16 protein-coding genes, 4 tRNA genes and 1 pseudogene are annotated in these 13,785 nt (G+C 38.4%); 2 read left to right on the top strand and 19 right to left on the bottom strand.

The genetic code is table 11. The features are described from left to right. Position 1: 1 nt before the first annotated feature. The 5 genes from Q1B07_RS24265 to Q1B07_RS24245 form a co-directional block, all read right to left on the bottom strand. Positions 2 to 75: transfer RNA gene (locus Q1B07_RS24265), tRNA-Asp, on the bottom strand. 86 nt (positions 76 to 161) lie between these two features. Continuing rightward, a tRNA-Glu gene (locus Q1B07_RS24260) sits at positions 162 to 233 on the bottom strand. A gap of 10 nt (positions 234 to 243) precedes the next feature. Continuing rightward, positions 244 to 334 (bottom strand) — tRNA-Ser (locus tag Q1B07_RS24255). 3 nt (positions 335 to 337) lie between these two features. Beyond that, positions 338 to 412 (bottom strand) — tRNA-Asn (locus Q1B07_RS24250). 151 nt (positions 413 to 563) lie between these two features. After that, positions 564 to 1,022, bottom strand: coding sequence for a SprT family protein (locus Q1B07_RS24245; protein ID WP_299094577.1), 459 nt, complete (start codon positions 1,020 to 1,022; stop codon positions 564 to 566). A gap of 97 nt (positions 1,023 to 1,119) precedes the next feature. Between Q1B07_RS24245 and cmpA the strand changes: the two genes are divergently transcribed. After that, entirely contained in the window at positions 1,120 to 1,233 is a 114-nt protein-coding gene (gene cmpA / locus Q1B07_RS24240) for a cortex morphogenetic protein CmpA (protein WP_156177859.1), read from the top strand. Between the two features lie 16 nt (positions 1,234 to 1,249). Here the strand turns inward: cmpA and Q1B07_RS24235 are convergent, their stop codons facing one another. From Q1B07_RS24235 to acpS, 14 genes are all read right to left on the bottom strand, one after another. Next, positions 1,250 to 3,412 (bottom strand): Tex family protein, encoded by a 2,163-nt coding sequence (locus Q1B07_RS24235; protein WP_299094583.1) that lies wholly within the window; start codon positions 3,410 to 3,412, stop codon positions 1,250 to 1,252. Positions 3,413 to 3,565: 153 nt separating this feature from the next. Continuing rightward, on the bottom strand, positions 3,566 to 4,165 hold the full coding sequence (locus Q1B07_RS24230) for a PP2C family serine/threonine-protein phosphatase (RefSeq protein WP_299094585.1): 600 nt from the start codon (positions 4,163 to 4,165) through the stop codon (positions 3,566 to 3,568). After that, on the bottom strand, positions 4,162 to 4,953 hold the full coding sequence (gene sigB / locus Q1B07_RS24225) for an RNA polymerase sigma factor SigB (protein ID WP_299094587.1): 792 nt from the start codon (positions 4,951 to 4,953) through the stop codon (positions 4,162 to 4,164). Before sigB ends, Q1B07_RS24230 begins: the two co-directional genes overlap by 4 nt. Further along, complete coding sequence (rsbW, locus tag Q1B07_RS24220; protein WP_299094590.1) at positions 4,919 to 5,401, bottom strand: anti-sigma B factor RsbW; 483 nt, start codon at positions 5,399 to 5,401, stop codon at positions 4,919 to 4,921. The genes sigB and rsbW overlap by 35 nt, the downstream gene beginning before the upstream one ends. Continuing rightward, positions 5,398 to 5,730: an anti-sigma factor antagonist gene (locus Q1B07_RS24215; protein WP_299094592.1), complete on the bottom strand. Its 333-nt coding sequence runs from the start codon at positions 5,728 to 5,730 to the stop codon at positions 5,398 to 5,400. Before Q1B07_RS24215 ends, rsbW begins: the two co-directional genes overlap by 4 nt. 54 nt (positions 5,731 to 5,784) lie before the next feature. Next, positions 5,785 to 6,792 carry a PP2C family protein-serine/threonine phosphatase gene (locus Q1B07_RS24210; protein WP_299094594.1) on the bottom strand — a complete coding sequence of 336 codons (1,008 nt, stop codon included), beginning with the start codon at positions 6,790 to 6,792 and terminating at the stop codon, positions 5,785 to 5,787. Between the two features lie 10 nt (positions 6,793 to 6,802). After that, positions 6,803 to 7,204: an anti-sigma regulatory factor gene (locus Q1B07_RS24205; protein ID WP_299094596.1), complete on the bottom strand. Its 402-nt coding sequence runs from the start codon at positions 7,202 to 7,204 to the stop codon at positions 6,803 to 6,805. Between the two features lie 3 nt (positions 7,205 to 7,207). Then, complete coding sequence (locus Q1B07_RS24200; RefSeq protein WP_299094598.1) at positions 7,208 to 7,570, bottom strand: STAS domain-containing protein; 363 nt, start codon at positions 7,568 to 7,570, stop codon at positions 7,208 to 7,210. A gap of 4 nt (positions 7,571 to 7,574) precedes the next feature. After that, positions 7,575 to 8,405, bottom strand: a complete 831-nt coding sequence (locus Q1B07_RS24195) for an STAS domain-containing protein (protein ID WP_299094600.1) — start codon at positions 8,403 to 8,405, stop codon at positions 7,575 to 7,577. A 192-nt stretch (positions 8,406 to 8,597) separates the two neighbouring features. Next, complete coding sequence (ndoA, locus tag Q1B07_RS24190; protein WP_026562078.1) at positions 8,598 to 8,948, bottom strand: type II toxin-antitoxin system endoribonuclease NdoA; 351 nt, start codon at positions 8,946 to 8,948, stop codon at positions 8,598 to 8,600. Between the two features lie 4 nt (positions 8,949 to 8,952). Next, positions 8,953 to 9,234: a CopG family ribbon-helix-helix protein gene (locus Q1B07_RS24185; protein WP_026562079.1), complete on the bottom strand. Its 282-nt coding sequence runs from the start codon at positions 9,232 to 9,234 to the stop codon at positions 8,953 to 8,955. Positions 9,235 to 9,662: 428 nt separating this feature from the next. Continuing rightward, on the bottom strand, positions 9,663 to 10,820 hold the full coding sequence (alr, locus tag Q1B07_RS24180; RefSeq protein WP_299094615.1) for an alanine racemase: 1,158 nt from the start codon (positions 10,818 to 10,820) through the stop codon (positions 9,663 to 9,665). Between the two features lie 270 nt (positions 10,821 to 11,090). Further along, positions 11,091 to 12,110, bottom strand: coding sequence for an outer membrane lipoprotein carrier protein LolA (locus Q1B07_RS24175; RefSeq protein ID WP_299094617.1), 1,020 nt, complete (start codon positions 12,108 to 12,110; stop codon positions 11,091 to 11,093). A 338-nt stretch (positions 12,111 to 12,448) separates the two neighbouring features. Continuing rightward, positions 12,449 to 12,811 (bottom strand): holo-ACP synthase, encoded by a 363-nt coding sequence (gene acpS, locus Q1B07_RS24170; protein ID WP_299094619.1) that lies wholly within the window; start codon positions 12,809 to 12,811, stop codon positions 12,449 to 12,451. A 181-nt stretch (positions 12,812 to 12,992) separates the two neighbouring features. Here acpS and Q1B07_RS24165 point away from each other — a divergent pair. Continuing rightward, positions 12,993 to 13,577 (top strand): annotated as a pseudogene (locus Q1B07_RS24165) (rhomboid family intramembrane serine protease); the annotation flags it as partial. Positions 13,578 to 13,785: the final 208 nt, after the last annotated feature.

Here is a 13,785-nt window from a genome sequence, read left to right as displayed (position 1 = left end):
GCGGTCCGGACGGGACTCGAACCCGCGACCTCCTGCGTGACAGGCAGGCATTCTAACCAACTGAACTACCGGACCAATTATTATATCAGGGAAATAAATAGGAGGTGAGCTTTGCGAATTAACGCAATTAGACCCACATCCTATTCTTCCACATATGGTTATGACCCGTACGGGATTCGAACCCGTGTTACCGCCGTGAAAGGGCGGTGTCTTAACCGCTTGACCAACGGGCCATATAAAATATGGCGGAGAAGGAGGGATTTGAACCCTCGCGCCGCTTACGCGACCTACACCCTTAGCAGGGGCGCCTCTTCAGCCTCTTGAGTACTTCCCCATATGGCTCCGCAGGCAGGATTCGAACCTGCGACCGATCGGTTAACAGCCGATAGCTCTACCACTGAGCTACTGCGGAATATTTTGCAACAGACTTCTTTTATTATATTGAGTAAGGATTGTCCTGTCAATACTCCTTTTCAATATTAACTAAATGAAGTTCTTTTATGATTATTTTTTTGCGCCATCAGCGACGGCTTTTATAATTTATCATAGTCCCCTTCATTCCGTCAACCCTTTTTATACAGATAGATTTTTCCACCGCATCTCCCACATACTAGACGAGTTGTATCAACTCTTCGCTTACGATTATAGATTTGATGACAATTCTTGCATTTATATTGCAGGAGAACACTATTCCCCTTTTTTTCTTGTTTTAAAGGTGTACAATACCTCGGCGCACCTACTTCTTTTAGTAATTCTTTAAAGTCTTTATCACCATGCTTATAGCCTCTTCCTTCTAAATGCAAATGATAGTGGCAGAGCTCATGTTTAATGATGCCAATTACCTCATCAAGACCGTACTCATGATAATACTTTGGATTAACGTCGATATTATGGCTTCTTAATAAATACCTTCCTCCAGTCGTTCTCAGCCTTTTGTTAAAGGTTGCCTTGTGGTTGAATTTTTTACGAAAATAGGTCAAAGAAATATCCTCAACGATTTTCTGAAGCTGTGTATCATCCACGATCATTTCCCCCAATTTAAATGGTACATCGTACTAGCACTCTGCATACATTATAAACACCCATACTCCATTATAATGGTTAAGGAGGTATGCGCAAATGCCATCATGGTTACAAAATCAAATGCAACGTGCTTTTTATGAAAAAAATCGCTACCAAATCAAATTACTTAATCAGTGCTGGTTTTTCTATAGAGAAAAACACTGCTCATAAAAAGCAGTGTTTCTTTTTAATTATGCACCATAGTTAGGGCTACTCTTCCTTTTTTATGATCAACATCATCCACCCAAACCGTTACAACATCTCCAACCGATACAATATCAAGCGGATGCTTCACAAAGGATTTACTTAATTTCGAAATATGAACAAGGCCATCTTGCTTAACACCAATATCAACGAATGCCCCGAAATCGACGACATTACGTACAGTCCCTTGCAATTCCATACCTTGCTGTAAGTCTTCTAATTTTAATACATCTTTCTTCAATAATGGTTTTGAAATTTCGTCGCGCGGGTCTCTTTCCGGACGAATTAATGCATCACATATATCTTTAAGTGTTAACTCACCAATTCCAAGGACCTCTGCTGTTTCTTTTAGATTTATATTCATGATCTTTTCTTTTAACTCTTCACTTCCTAAATCAGAAACAGAAGCATTTAATTGATCCAAAAACTTTTGTACCTCTGTATATCTTTCAGGATGAATTCCGGTCCGATCTAAAGGCTGCTCACCTTCTAAAATTCTTAAGAAACCGATACATTGCTCAAATGTTTTCGCTCCCAAGCGAGGAATATCCTTTAACTGCTTGCGGTTTGAAAATCTCCCAAGCTCTTCTCTCTTCTTTACGATATTGTTCGCAACAGCCTTACTTAAGCCGGCAACGTATTGTAACAGTGAAGATGAAGCGGTATTAACATTAACTCCTACCTGGTTTACAACTGTTTCAACAACAAAGGTTAACGACTCATTTAGCTTTTTTTGTGAAACATCATGTTGATATTGACCAACACCAACTGATTTAGGATCAATTTTCACTAACTCAGCCAATGGGTCTTGCAGTCTTCTTGCAATTGAAACAGCACTTCTCTCCTCAACCTGCAAATCAGGGAATTCCTCTCTTGCCAAATCGGAAGCAGAATACACACTAGCACCCGCTTCATTAACAATTAAGTAAGACACTTTATCATCGATTTCTTTTAAAACATCTGCGATAAATTGTTCTGTTTCCCTTGATGCCGTTCCGTTTCCAATCGCTACGATTTCAATATTGTAGGTTTTCAAAACATCTTTTACAGTCGCAACCGCTTGCTCCTTCTTATTAACTGGAGGATGGGGATAAACGACTCCTATATGTAGCATTTTTCCAGTTTGATCGACGACAGCTAGTTTACAGCCTGTTCTATACGCAGGGTCTACTCCTAATACCATTCTTCCTTTTAAAGGCGGCTGCAAAAGCAGGTTCCGGAGGTTTTCTGAGAAAATATGAATGGCTCGATCCTCTGCTTTTTCTGATAATTCTTTTCTAATTTCCCTTTCGATGGATGGTTGGATCAATCTTTTATAGGCATCATCGATTGTCTCTACCATAATTTCCTGTACAATCGTTGCTTTACCCTTTAACTCTTGTTTTTGAATATAGTTAATAATTTCTTCATATGGCGGAATAATCGCGATACGAATGATATCTTCCTTTTCACCGCGATTTATCGCAAGCACACGGTGAGGAACAATTTTTTGAATAGGTTCTTCGTAGTCGTAGTACATTTCATACACATTTTTTTCATCTTTTTCTTCATTTTTTACAACGGAAGAAATCGCACCTTTTCTAAACGTTATATCACGGATCCATTGACGGTACTTTGGTTCGTCAGATAGCTGCTCCGCAATGATATCCTTGGCGCCACTAATAGCTTCCTCAATCGAGTGAACCCCTTTTTCTTCACTTAAAAACTCGTTTGCCTTTTTTGCCATATCTCCTTGACTTGGCAATTTGAGAATCCATTGTGCGAGGGGCTCAAGTCCTTTCTCCTTCGCTACCGTTGCCTTTGTTCTCCGTTTTTGTTTATAAGGTCGATATAAATCTTCAACCTGCTGCAGCTTCATGGACTTTTTAATTTCACCAGCAAGCTGTTCCGTTAATTTCCCTTGTTCGTCGATAAGGCGCAGCACTTCTTCTTTGCGATTTTCAAGGTTTTGTATGTATGTCCACTTTTCGGAGATGTCACGAATTTGCACCTCATCAAGCGCACCTGTTTGTTCCTTACGGTAACGCGCAATAAAAGGTACGGTATTCCCTTCTTCCAGCAGTCCTATCACATTAGCTACTTGCTTCAATTGGATCGAAAGCTCTTTACTAATGTACTGCATAATTTGATCTTGTTTTTCTATCATCATAGCCTCCAAATAAATAGTCTATCTTCCATACATCATTGATTGAATTAACAATCACATATGTAACCAGTTTACCAGATATAAATACTTGAATAAAATAGGACAAAAGATAATCCTTATACATAAAATTAGCCGCTCAACTATTCTAAGTAATTAAAATAGCTGACCGACTATATAGGTTAAGTCATCATTTCTTGTTTTTGTATAAGCCTCCAAAGATTGCGATAGATCTTCTACCGACCGTCCATTATAAAGTAGTGCTTTAGCACCTGGAAGCACGAGCCCATCTGTATGAATAATAAATTTTGATCCTTTTTCGTACGAATATGTTTGAGTACGGTATTTTTGTGGCCTCCCGGATAAATAGCCTAAAATCGGCAATGGATAAATAAAGGTGCCAGATGGTGAACAAAGGATAAAGCGGATATTCCCCACTGAACTATATGTGAATTGATTTTCCTTAAAATCAATTTTTAATATCGAGACTGTTGCACCTCGCTTATCCCTCAGCTCTTGATTACAAAGATCGATTAATACGTCAACATCTTCATTATGTTTTTTTTCGACCAGCGCGCTTATTGCAGATGATGAATCATTTGCACGTTCTCCGCTCCCTAAACCATCGGCTAGTGCACAAATAAAATAATCCTCGGTAGCTTTTATAAAAAAGCTATCTCCACAGCAGGTTTTTCCCTCTTTGGGTAATTGATAAACTAATGTATGTACAAAGCTGTTAGATTCTCGAACAATCATCTATTTATCTCCGAAGGCATGTCTTTTAATAAAGCTTCCTTTAATTTTTGAATCGCTCTTCTCTGTAATCGTGAAACATGCATTTGTGAAATTCCCAGCTGTTCCCCTGTTTCCTTTTGGCTCATATTCAAATTAAACGTACAATCAATGATTTCTTTTTCTCTATCTGTCAAAACATGTAATACACTTTGGATCATGAGCTTTTGATTTACTTTTTCATATCCCTGCTCCTTGGTACCTACTATATCTAGAATAGTAACCGTACTTCCCTCTGCGTCCGCTTCAATGGAATGATCCACAGAAAGTGCCTGATAACTTTTGCCCATTTCCATCGTTTCTAAAACTTCCTCTTCTGTTACGTCTAAATAATCTGCTATTTCTTGAACCTTTGGAGACCGCTGCATTTCATTAGTAAGTGTATCAACAGCCGTTTTAATCTTTGGTCCTAATTCTTTAATACGCCTCGGAACATGGACACTCCACGTCTTGTCCCTTAGAAAACGCTTTATTTCCCCAATAATGGTTGGGATAGCGAATGCTTCAAATGGCTTACCGACAGTAGGGTCATATCTTCTGATCGCCCCTAGCAAACCAATCATCCCAACCTGCCTAAGATCTTCATGGAAGCTCTTTCCCTTGGAGTATTTTTTAGCTAATGTTTCAACTAAGCCTGTAAAGTGTTCTACTAGAGCTAATTGTGCATCGTTGCTTTCCGTTTTCTGAAAGTCGACAATTAGCTCATTCACTTGTTCTTTAGTTAGCTTCATAGTTCGTAATGGTTGTGTCATGATCTATCCGCTCCCCGCTTAAGTACTTAGTCATGAAGACTGTTACACCTGAGTTAACAAGTACACGGACTTCATCCATGAGCGTTTCCATCAAATAGAGACCCAACCCTCCTTCAGAAAGCTGGTCAATCGGACTTGAAGCAGAATAAGGACCAAGTTCATTTTTTGTTTTTTCAAAGTCAAAGCTCTTGCCATTATCAGCTATCATGACATCAAGACGATCTTGATATAGGCCGAATCCAACGACGACCTCTCCGCCCTCTTGTTGTTTATAAGCATGCTGAACAGCATTTGTACAAGCCTCGCTAGTTGCAATCTTTAAATCTTCTATGTCATCATAGGAATATCCCATTCTACTAGCTATTCCAGAAAGAGTTAATCTGATAATTCCTACATACTCCGGTTTAGCTGGAACCTTCATTTCTATATAATCTACTAATTCCTTCATTGTACCCCACCCTCTGATTTTGAAGATATATCAATGATGTCATCTAGTCCCGTTATACTAAATAAGCGTTCTAAGCGATCCGACAGTTCTACAAGATTTAATTGACCATTATTCTTTCTTATTACTTTCAATAAACCAACAAAAACTCCTAAGCCAGTACTGTCCATATAGGATACCTGTTTTAAATTTACGATAAGATTCGGATTGTGCATTTCAGCATGCGGCATCAAAGCTTCCCTTAATTTCGGAGCTGTGAATGCATCAATTTCCCCTGCTACTGAAACCATTTTTTTATCATCAAGATTCTCTACATCTATCTTAATATTCATTCCTCATCACCCCAAAGATCTAATTATGTAATTACATACCCGAATTTCAAAACATTAAACCATTCTTTTTAAAATAATTAATGTGAAATCATCTCTAAGTTGAAAATCCTGCATTTTTTCAAAGTGGCGATAAATTTTTTCAACAATTTGTTGTGAAGGAAGATCCTTATATTTCCGGATCAAATCAGTAATAACAGACCTTTCAACAAACCCTTCATCGGTTCTCGATTCTGTTACACCGTCAGAAAGCAGGACAACCATATCGCCTGGTTTTACGTTTTTTTCGTATTGGTGGTACTTAACATGTTGATCCACACCTAAAACAAGCCCTTTGGTTAAGAGGTCCTCAAACATATCTGTAGAGGAATGATAATAGAAACCTGGTTCATGACCAGCGGAAGCATATGTAAAGATATGATCACAAGTATTATACATCCCATAAAACATGGTAATAAACATACTAGCATCTACATTCCGTTCAACCACTCGATTAAGGTTTTCTAAGATTTGATTAGGATTTTTACGTGATTCCGGAAAGCTATCCATTGCATATTTAATCATCGACATACATAAAGCAGCTGGTATCCCTTTCCCAATAACATCTGCCACTGCTATACTGATTCCTTTATCATCTTGGACAAAATGATGATAGTCTCCATTCATTTGCTTTGCTGGTACGCTAATCGCACCTATATCAAGTGAATCAATAACTGGAATAGATGTTTCCAGCAACGTTTGTTGAACGCTTGCAGCAATCTGAATTTCCGATTTTATTTCCATTTGCTGATCACGCAAGCTCTGATGCTCTTGATAGGCCATTCCATAGCCCATCATTACTTCCAATAGGAAATCAAGTGACGTTAGGATCTCATTTCTTATGTCTGGAAAAAGTTCCTGAAGAACCTTTCGGTGTATACTAATGATCTCTTCAGGTGGTATTTGATGTTCGATTGTTTTCCTGCTTAGTTTTTGACCTTGATATAATGCCGTTTCTGTTTGATATTGCAAGTAATTTCTTAAAAGCTCTCGATATTTTGTCTCTAAAAAATCACGATAATCCATTTATGTCCTCCTACCGAAGCCATTTCACCGCCTGTATATTCGTGCCTTCTCCAACAGAGGAAGTTATATCAAATTCGTCCATTAAGCGTTTGACTCCCGGTAATCCAGCACCTAACCCTCCTGATGTTGAAAACCCATCTTCCATTACTTTTCGGATATCCGGTATTCCAGGCCCCTTATCAATGGCTGTTATTTTTAAACCTTTTTTACCAAGGTCATGGATGCGCTCAATTCGCATTTCACCTTGTCCTGCATATAAATATATATTTCGAGCAAGCTCAGATATGGCAGTTGTAATTCTTGCTTGATCAACTGTACCAAATCCCAGCTCTTTTGCAACATTTCGACCTAGCTGCCGTGCTGCAACGATGTCCCATTCGGTGACTATTTTGACACAGGATTGGTTTTCCATCCTTTACTCCTCCAACTCCCGCTGTAATGTTTCTAGCCCTTTTTCTAAATCTAAAGCAGTCGCTACATCCTCCAAATGGATGCCTAGTTCAATTAATGTAATGGCCACCGCAGGCTGAATTCCTGTTAAGACAACTTTTGCTCCCATTAGCTTTGACATGCTGATAACGTCTCCAAGAACCTTGGCGATAAAAGAGTCAATAACATCAACTGAAGTTAGATCGATCACCACTCCATTTGCCCCTGTTTCATGGATCTTATTGAGAAGATCTTCTTGAAATTGCAGCGCTGTCTGGTCATCTATCTCCCATTGAATGGAAACTAATAAACAATTACGCAGCTTTAAAATCGGTATTCTAGCATTCATTTTGCTATTCCCCCAAAGATACAATTTGACGATTTGTCATTTCTAATGCAGATTCAATTCCCTTTTGTAAAGAATTTTTAGTAATAACCTGACTTAAATCAATTCCTAGATTTACGATCGTTTGAGCAATTTCTGGACGTATTCCAACAATTAAGCACTTTGCTCCTACAAGCCTAACAGCTTCCGATGCTTGAATGATATGATGAGCAACCATCGTATCCACAACTGGTACACCGGTAATATCAATTAATACAACCTCAGCGCGATGTTTAACAACCCCTTCAAGGAGGTTTTCCATGATCCGCTTTGCTCTTTCAGTATCAATCGTTCCTACTAAAGGCATGACCGTGATATTATCAAAAACGGGAATCAATGGCGCAGACAATTCCTGCAGGGCAATTTTTTGAAGCGAAACCGTTCTCTCCCAAGATGAAGCATAGTGGTGAAGGATATCATTATTAACAGGAGAAATCCACTTATCAAACGCCCAAACCAGATTCATTTTCTCCTCTTCTGTTTTATCGACCGACATCATTTCAAAAAGGATTTTATTTAACTCCGCTAAACTGGTCGAGATATATTTCAATGACCATCCTAACTGAACAATCTTTTGAGAGAAATCATTGATTTTGCTCACAAATTCCTCATCTATATTTCTGAGATTGAGCAATACTATATTCATATATTCATTGCAAACATTTGAATAGACTTGATCAGAAATAACATTTGACACCTTCTGATCATCGAGTTCTTTCATTTTCTCTGTCCACTTATTTGACAATTCTTCACGATTTAATTGTATAAATTCCAAGAATGGATTAGATTGAACGTTCATTTTTTCAGTAAATCCTCCTTCTTTAATTACGAGACCTATCCTTATTTTATTATACCGATTTATAACATCAAAAAAAAGAAATACCCGATATTACCCTTTTAGATGAATTTAAGTCCTTAAAATAGCGAAAGAGGCTGCTCACATTGGCAGCCTCTTTCCATTTCATATTTAACATGTCTATTTTAAATTACACTAAAAATCAATAAGTCCTAAGCTTATTTGCAAGGCTTCATCTACCTTATCCATCATTTCATCATCAAGATGGGTAATTTTATCAGTAAGCCTTTGCTTATCAATCGTTCGAATCTGTTCAAGCAGGATAACCGAATCCCTTTCAAACCCGTAACGCTTTGCATCAATCTCAACATGAGTTGGCAATTTTGCTTTTTGAATTTGGGCCGTAATTGCCGCTATAATAACTGTAGGACTAAAGCGGTTCCCAATATCATTTTGGATAATCAATACAGGGCGTACGCCACCTTGCTCCGAGCCGACAACAGGTGAAAGATCAGCAAAATATACGTCGCCGCGTTTAACAATCAAATGATTAACCCCCGCTTACTAAGCGTTCAACGGTATGATCAGCCTCAGATTCTGCCAGAAATGCTTCAGATGCAATGTTTAAATTAATTTTGGCCATTTCCATGTAGCCGCGTCTCATCGATTCGCGAATTTGGCGCTTTTTTCGTTCACGAATATACATCTTCGTTGCTTGATAAATAAGCTCGTTTCTGTTCCCGTTCTCCTGTTTCACAAGTCCATCCAATTCTGATACTAATGCTTGAGGTAACTGAATTAAGATTTCTGTCGTTGCGCTGGATTCAGACACAAACATACACCTCCACCAAACTTACCATCCTAAATTCCATTCCAAACTTAATAATACCATTTACTGCCCGAGATGCAAAGTGTTTTATAAAAAAAGCGCAAGGCGCCTGCCTATCGGCGACAAGCATAAGGCGAACAGGAATAGAAGGTGTACTTTACCTTCAATTCCTGTTTGACTTATGACCTCGAGCCGATGGCGCCTGGAGCTAGATTCAGAAACGCAAGCTATGTTAAGAAAATATATAAATTCTGATATTATTAAGAAAAGCTCAATGCGCCTTGCTCAGCCAGCTGAAAAGATCCTTTGGTTATGATGGTATCAAACGAAACCAAAGGATAACAAAATTTACTTATTTAACTTATGCCATCCTCTATTATCGTCATGTACAGGTAATTTATTCACTTTTTATCATGATAACTTTAATTATTTTACATATTTGTTAAAAGAGGATTACTCACTTCAATTATACTCTTGTTTCTCAAAAACATACGGGGAACACGCGAAGTTACCGTACAGGTTACTTCATAATTTATTGTATCAAGCCGTTTTGCCACTTCATCAACCGGAATGTATTCATGATTTTGCCTGCCGATTAGGGTTACTTTTGTGCCTACAGGCAGCTCATATGGAAGCTTAACCATGCATTGATCCATACAAATTCTCCCTACTAATGGCGCTCGTTTCCCATCAACAAGTACGTCTGAATTTTTTAAACTTCTGATCCACCCATCCGCATAGCCAATGGGCAATGTTCCGATCCATTCATCTTCCTCTGCCTCATAAGTTGCTCCATAACTGACTTTTGTACCTTTAGGAATCTTTTTCACATGAACTAGTTTTGTGTGCAAGGAAAAAGCCTCTTGCAGGGGATATGGTAATTCAGCCTTTATTTCTACAGATGGCGATAAGCCGTACATGGAAATGCCCAGCCGAACTGCATTATATAATTTGGTTGGAAAACGAAGTCCTGTTGCACTATTGCCACAGTGGACAAGTAGTTTGTCATGTTCAACTCTTTCGATAAGCTCCTGAAATTTTTCGTACTGAAATTGAAAATAACGAAGATCACGTTCATCAGCCGTTGCAAAATGTGTATAAATACCTGTTATGGCAAATTGGGAAGAATCCTCGACAACTTTAAATAGAGAAGTAAGATCATTCACATTTGTCACACCTAAGCGACTCATTCCTGTATCAAGCTTTACATGAAGATGAAGGACATTCGTTCCGGCATATTGTTTTGCTTTCTCAAGCCAATCAATCGAGAAGACTGTTAACGTTATGTTGTTTTCAATTGCTAGTCCAACATTTTCAGCTCTTGTTGCTCCTAAAACTAAAATTGGCACATCCAGACCTGAATTTCTTAAAGCTAATGCTTCATCTAAAAAGGCCACAGCAAGCATAGATGCTCCTGCCTCCAAAGCAGTTTTTGCAATCTGGACTGCTCCATGACCATAACCATTTGCTTTTACAACTGCAATAATTTCTACATTTTCTCCAATATGATGTTTCATTGATTTTACATTATGCATAATAGCATCTAAATCAACTTCCACCCATGTATCACGATAAAATTCCTGCTGCATCTTACTCCACTTCCTCATCCAAACATTCTACTAGAATGATTATCGCGACTATGGTACAGAAATGTCAAATGGTGAGACATAAAAACTTGGCTTTTCGCCAAATCCTAATGACAAAACCCTTATTTGTTCTTATACGGTCACCCATAAAAAATCTTATACTTTCTGGTGTACAAAAAAGGGAGACATTAAAAGCGGGGTAGAATCTTTGTAAAAAATAAATAAGGCTGTCTAACCAAAGGGTTAGACCCTTCCTGAGACAGCCTCACCTTTTTATTTTGCTGCTTGACCTTGAACAGACTTGGCAACCATAAGCATTTCTTCTTCCGTTAGATCTTCAGAAGCTAGCATATAGTCTACGCCATCATATGTCCAAGTAAGAGTTGATTCTGACATAGCCCCGATTGTAAATCCTAAATCTGCCGGATGACCATTCACATATGTTGAAGTAGATGCTGAAGCTGGAGCGGCAATCTCTGCACTTTCCTGGATAAGCGTAAACGATTTTTCTCCACCAAATGTCAGGATGACACGTTTTCCATTTTCAGTTTCCATTTCTGTCTTCTCTACTAATTCAACCCCTTCAGGCTGCTCAAGAGGATACTTAACTGCAAATGTCTCATTCTCACCTGAAGCCATTGTCGGAACCTCTATTTGTGCGCTTGACATGTTTTTCTCAACATCAAATGAATTTTCATCAAATGAAGCATTGAATTCAAAGTCAGAAAACTCTACTGTCACAAGCGGATTTCTGTCTGTATCCATCACCTTAACCATAGAAGGGGATAAGTCCTTTTTATTGAAGGTAATTTCTTGAGTTGGCAGCATTCTATTGTTTTGATAATTTGTTTTTGTTTCAAAAACATAATTATTTTCTGCTGCACTGAATTTAGCCTCTGGGTCGTTTACAATATCCTTTACCAATGATTCAAATAGGTAGGCTTGACTGCTATTTGTCGGCCATTCACTCTGGAAACGGAAGCTCTTGTTTAATGCCGGTGTTAATACAAACACTCCCTCATCATTGCGCAATATCATCTGGCTTTGCTCTTTCTTCGAATTTTTAAGATTCACTCTGTAATACGAAGGTCCCTTATGCCAGATTTCAATTTCGTACTCTTGTGGCTCACTGCCGGTTTGAAGTGTCATCTTTCCTTTGGCTTTATAACCGGACATTTCTTCAATCTTCTTTTCTAACGCTTGAACGACATCTGTTTGTGATTTCTCACCGCATCCCGCAAGTACGAGTACTGTTAAAAGCCCTACTAACAGTAACACTAAGCTTTTTTTCAACATATTCAACCCCTTTGCCTCATATAACGTTAAAAAGGAAGAAATCGTTTGCTAGACCTCATCTTACTATAAGACTAGGCTCTAAAACTTATTGAATTTTAAGCCAAAGATCACAAGATGAACTCCAAAAACAACTTGTCTTCCCTATCGCATTACCAAATATATGAGACAAACTTTCCAAATATGCAGAATATTTTAAAGCGGAAGCGCCTCGAACAGCCCCGACAAGCATAAGCCACTTAGGAATAGAAGGTGTACTCTGCCTTCAATTCCTAAGTGGCTTATGACCTCGAGGGGCTAGGCGCTGCAGCTAGACACCAAAACTAAGTTCACCCCTACTACCTTTCCAATAGAACCTGTGCTGCAGCATACTGGCGTGTATGGGTGATCGAAACATGAATGGTATCTGCTTGCGGTAGCTTTTTTAGTAGTTTAATAATCGGCTTCCCTCTTTCATCATTGATCACCTCAATATCTTGAAAGCTTATTTCTTCACCGATCCCTGTTCCTAATGCTTTTGAATAGGCCTCTTTTACGGCGAAGCGCCCAGCCAGAAATTCCACCTTACGTTCCTTTGAAAGAGTTGCATATGTTTCAATTTCATTTATGGTTAAAATTCGCTTAATAAAACCTGGCTGACGTTCAACTATCCTCCTGATCCGGTCGAGCTCAATGATATCTAAACCAATACCCGCTATCATCTGAAAACAACACCTTTCAAATGTCTATAATCGTACTATTTTTATGAACTTGTACATATTCGTGTAGTATAAATCAATTTCTACAGACTATTCATTATGATGCTATTTCATTGTATCTTATTGTCCTTTAAGAATAAAATGGAAGTCAGGACTAAAAATATAGTAGAAAAGAGGCTAAACAATGTTTACCAGAACAGAAAACTTTCAAACCTTCCTTAAACTATATCCGGTTGTTTCGTTTCTTGTCGGCATTCACATCTTCTTTTGGTTGCTATTCCAATTATCAATTCCTACTCTGCAAATTTTGTTAAGCTTATTGGACGGATATAATGCCGGAATTGCAAATGGTGAGTATTGGCGCCTTGTTACACCAATCTTCCTTCATATTAGCTTTGGTCACCTTTTCTTCAATACAATTTCCCTCATCTTATTTGCTCCTGCATTAGAACAATTGCTGGGAAAAGGAAAATTCATCCCCTTCTATTTAGGCGCAGGAATGATTGCAAATATCGCTACCTTTCTGTTAGAGCCCCAGCAATATTCACATATCGGAGCTTCAGGTGCTATTTTCGGATTATTTGGCGCCTATCTATTTATGGTTTTCTTTCGAAAAGGAATGATAGATCAAGCGAACTCCCAAGTCATCATAAGTATTTTAGTCATCGGATTAATCATGACATTTTTTAATGCAAATATTAATATTGTTGCCCATATTTTTGGCTTTATCGGCGGTTTTGCCTTAGCTCCCTTGTTTATTAAAAAACGAGGGCAGTTCGTCCATCAAACCTTCTACAGTCCAAGCAACGTAAAAAAAATCTCCCTTCGTAAAATAGGGATAAAACATATACTTTGGATGCTGTTCGGCTTTTTAATCATGATGGGAATACTTTTTCGGCTAACATAAAAAAAGCGCAAGGCGCCTGCCTATCGGCGACAAGCATAAGGCGAACAGGAATAGAAGGTGTACTTTACCT

This window comes from uncultured Metabacillus sp. (assembly GCF_947503125.1).
In the GTDB taxonomy this organism is placed as follows: Bacteria; Bacillota; Bacilli; order Bacillales; family Bacillaceae; genus Metabacillus.
This window is presented reverse-complemented; position numbering and strand designations above follow the sequence as displayed.

Coding starts and splice junctions, on each gene's coding strand:
- cmpA (WP_156177859.1), top strand. CDS start 1,120: ATGCCATCATGGTTACAAAATCAAATGCAACGTGCTTTTTATGAAAAA.
- Q1B07_RS24235 (WP_299094583.1), bottom strand. CDS start 3,412: ATGATAGAAAAACAAGATCAAATTATGCAGTACATTAGTAAAGAGCTT.
- Q1B07_RS24230 (WP_299094585.1), bottom strand. CDS start 4,165: ATGATTGTTCGAGAATCTAACAGCTTTGTACATACATTAGTTTATCAA.
- sigB (WP_299094587.1), bottom strand. CDS start 4,953: ATGACACAACCATTACGAACTATGAAGCTAACTAAAGAACAAGTGAAT.
- rsbW (WP_299094590.1), bottom strand. CDS start 5,401: ATGAAGGAATTAGTAGATTATATAGAAATGAAGGTTCCAGCTAAACCG.
- Q1B07_RS24215 (WP_299094592.1), bottom strand. CDS start 5,730: ATGAATATTAAGATAGATGTAGAGAATCTTGATGATAAAAAAATGGTT.
- Q1B07_RS24210 (WP_299094594.1), bottom strand. CDS start 6,792: ATGGATTATCGTGATTTTTTAGAGACAAAATATCGAGAGCTTTTAAGA.
- Q1B07_RS24205 (WP_299094596.1), bottom strand. CDS start 7,204: ATGGAAAACCAATCCTGTGTCAAAATAGTCACCGAATGGGACATCGTT.
- Q1B07_RS24200 (WP_299094598.1), bottom strand. CDS start 7,570: ATGAATGCTAGAATACCGATTTTAAAGCTGCGTAATTGTTTATTAGTT.
- Q1B07_RS24195 (WP_299094600.1), bottom strand. CDS start 8,405: ATGAACGTTCAATCTAATCCATTCTTGGAATTTATACAATTAAATCGT.
- alr (WP_299094615.1), bottom strand. CDS start 10,820: ATGCAGCAGGAATTTTATCGTGATACATGGGTGGAAGTTGATTTAGAT.
- acpS (WP_299094619.1), bottom strand. CDS start 12,811: ATGATAGCGGGTATTGGTTTAGATATCATTGAGCTCGACCGGATCAGG.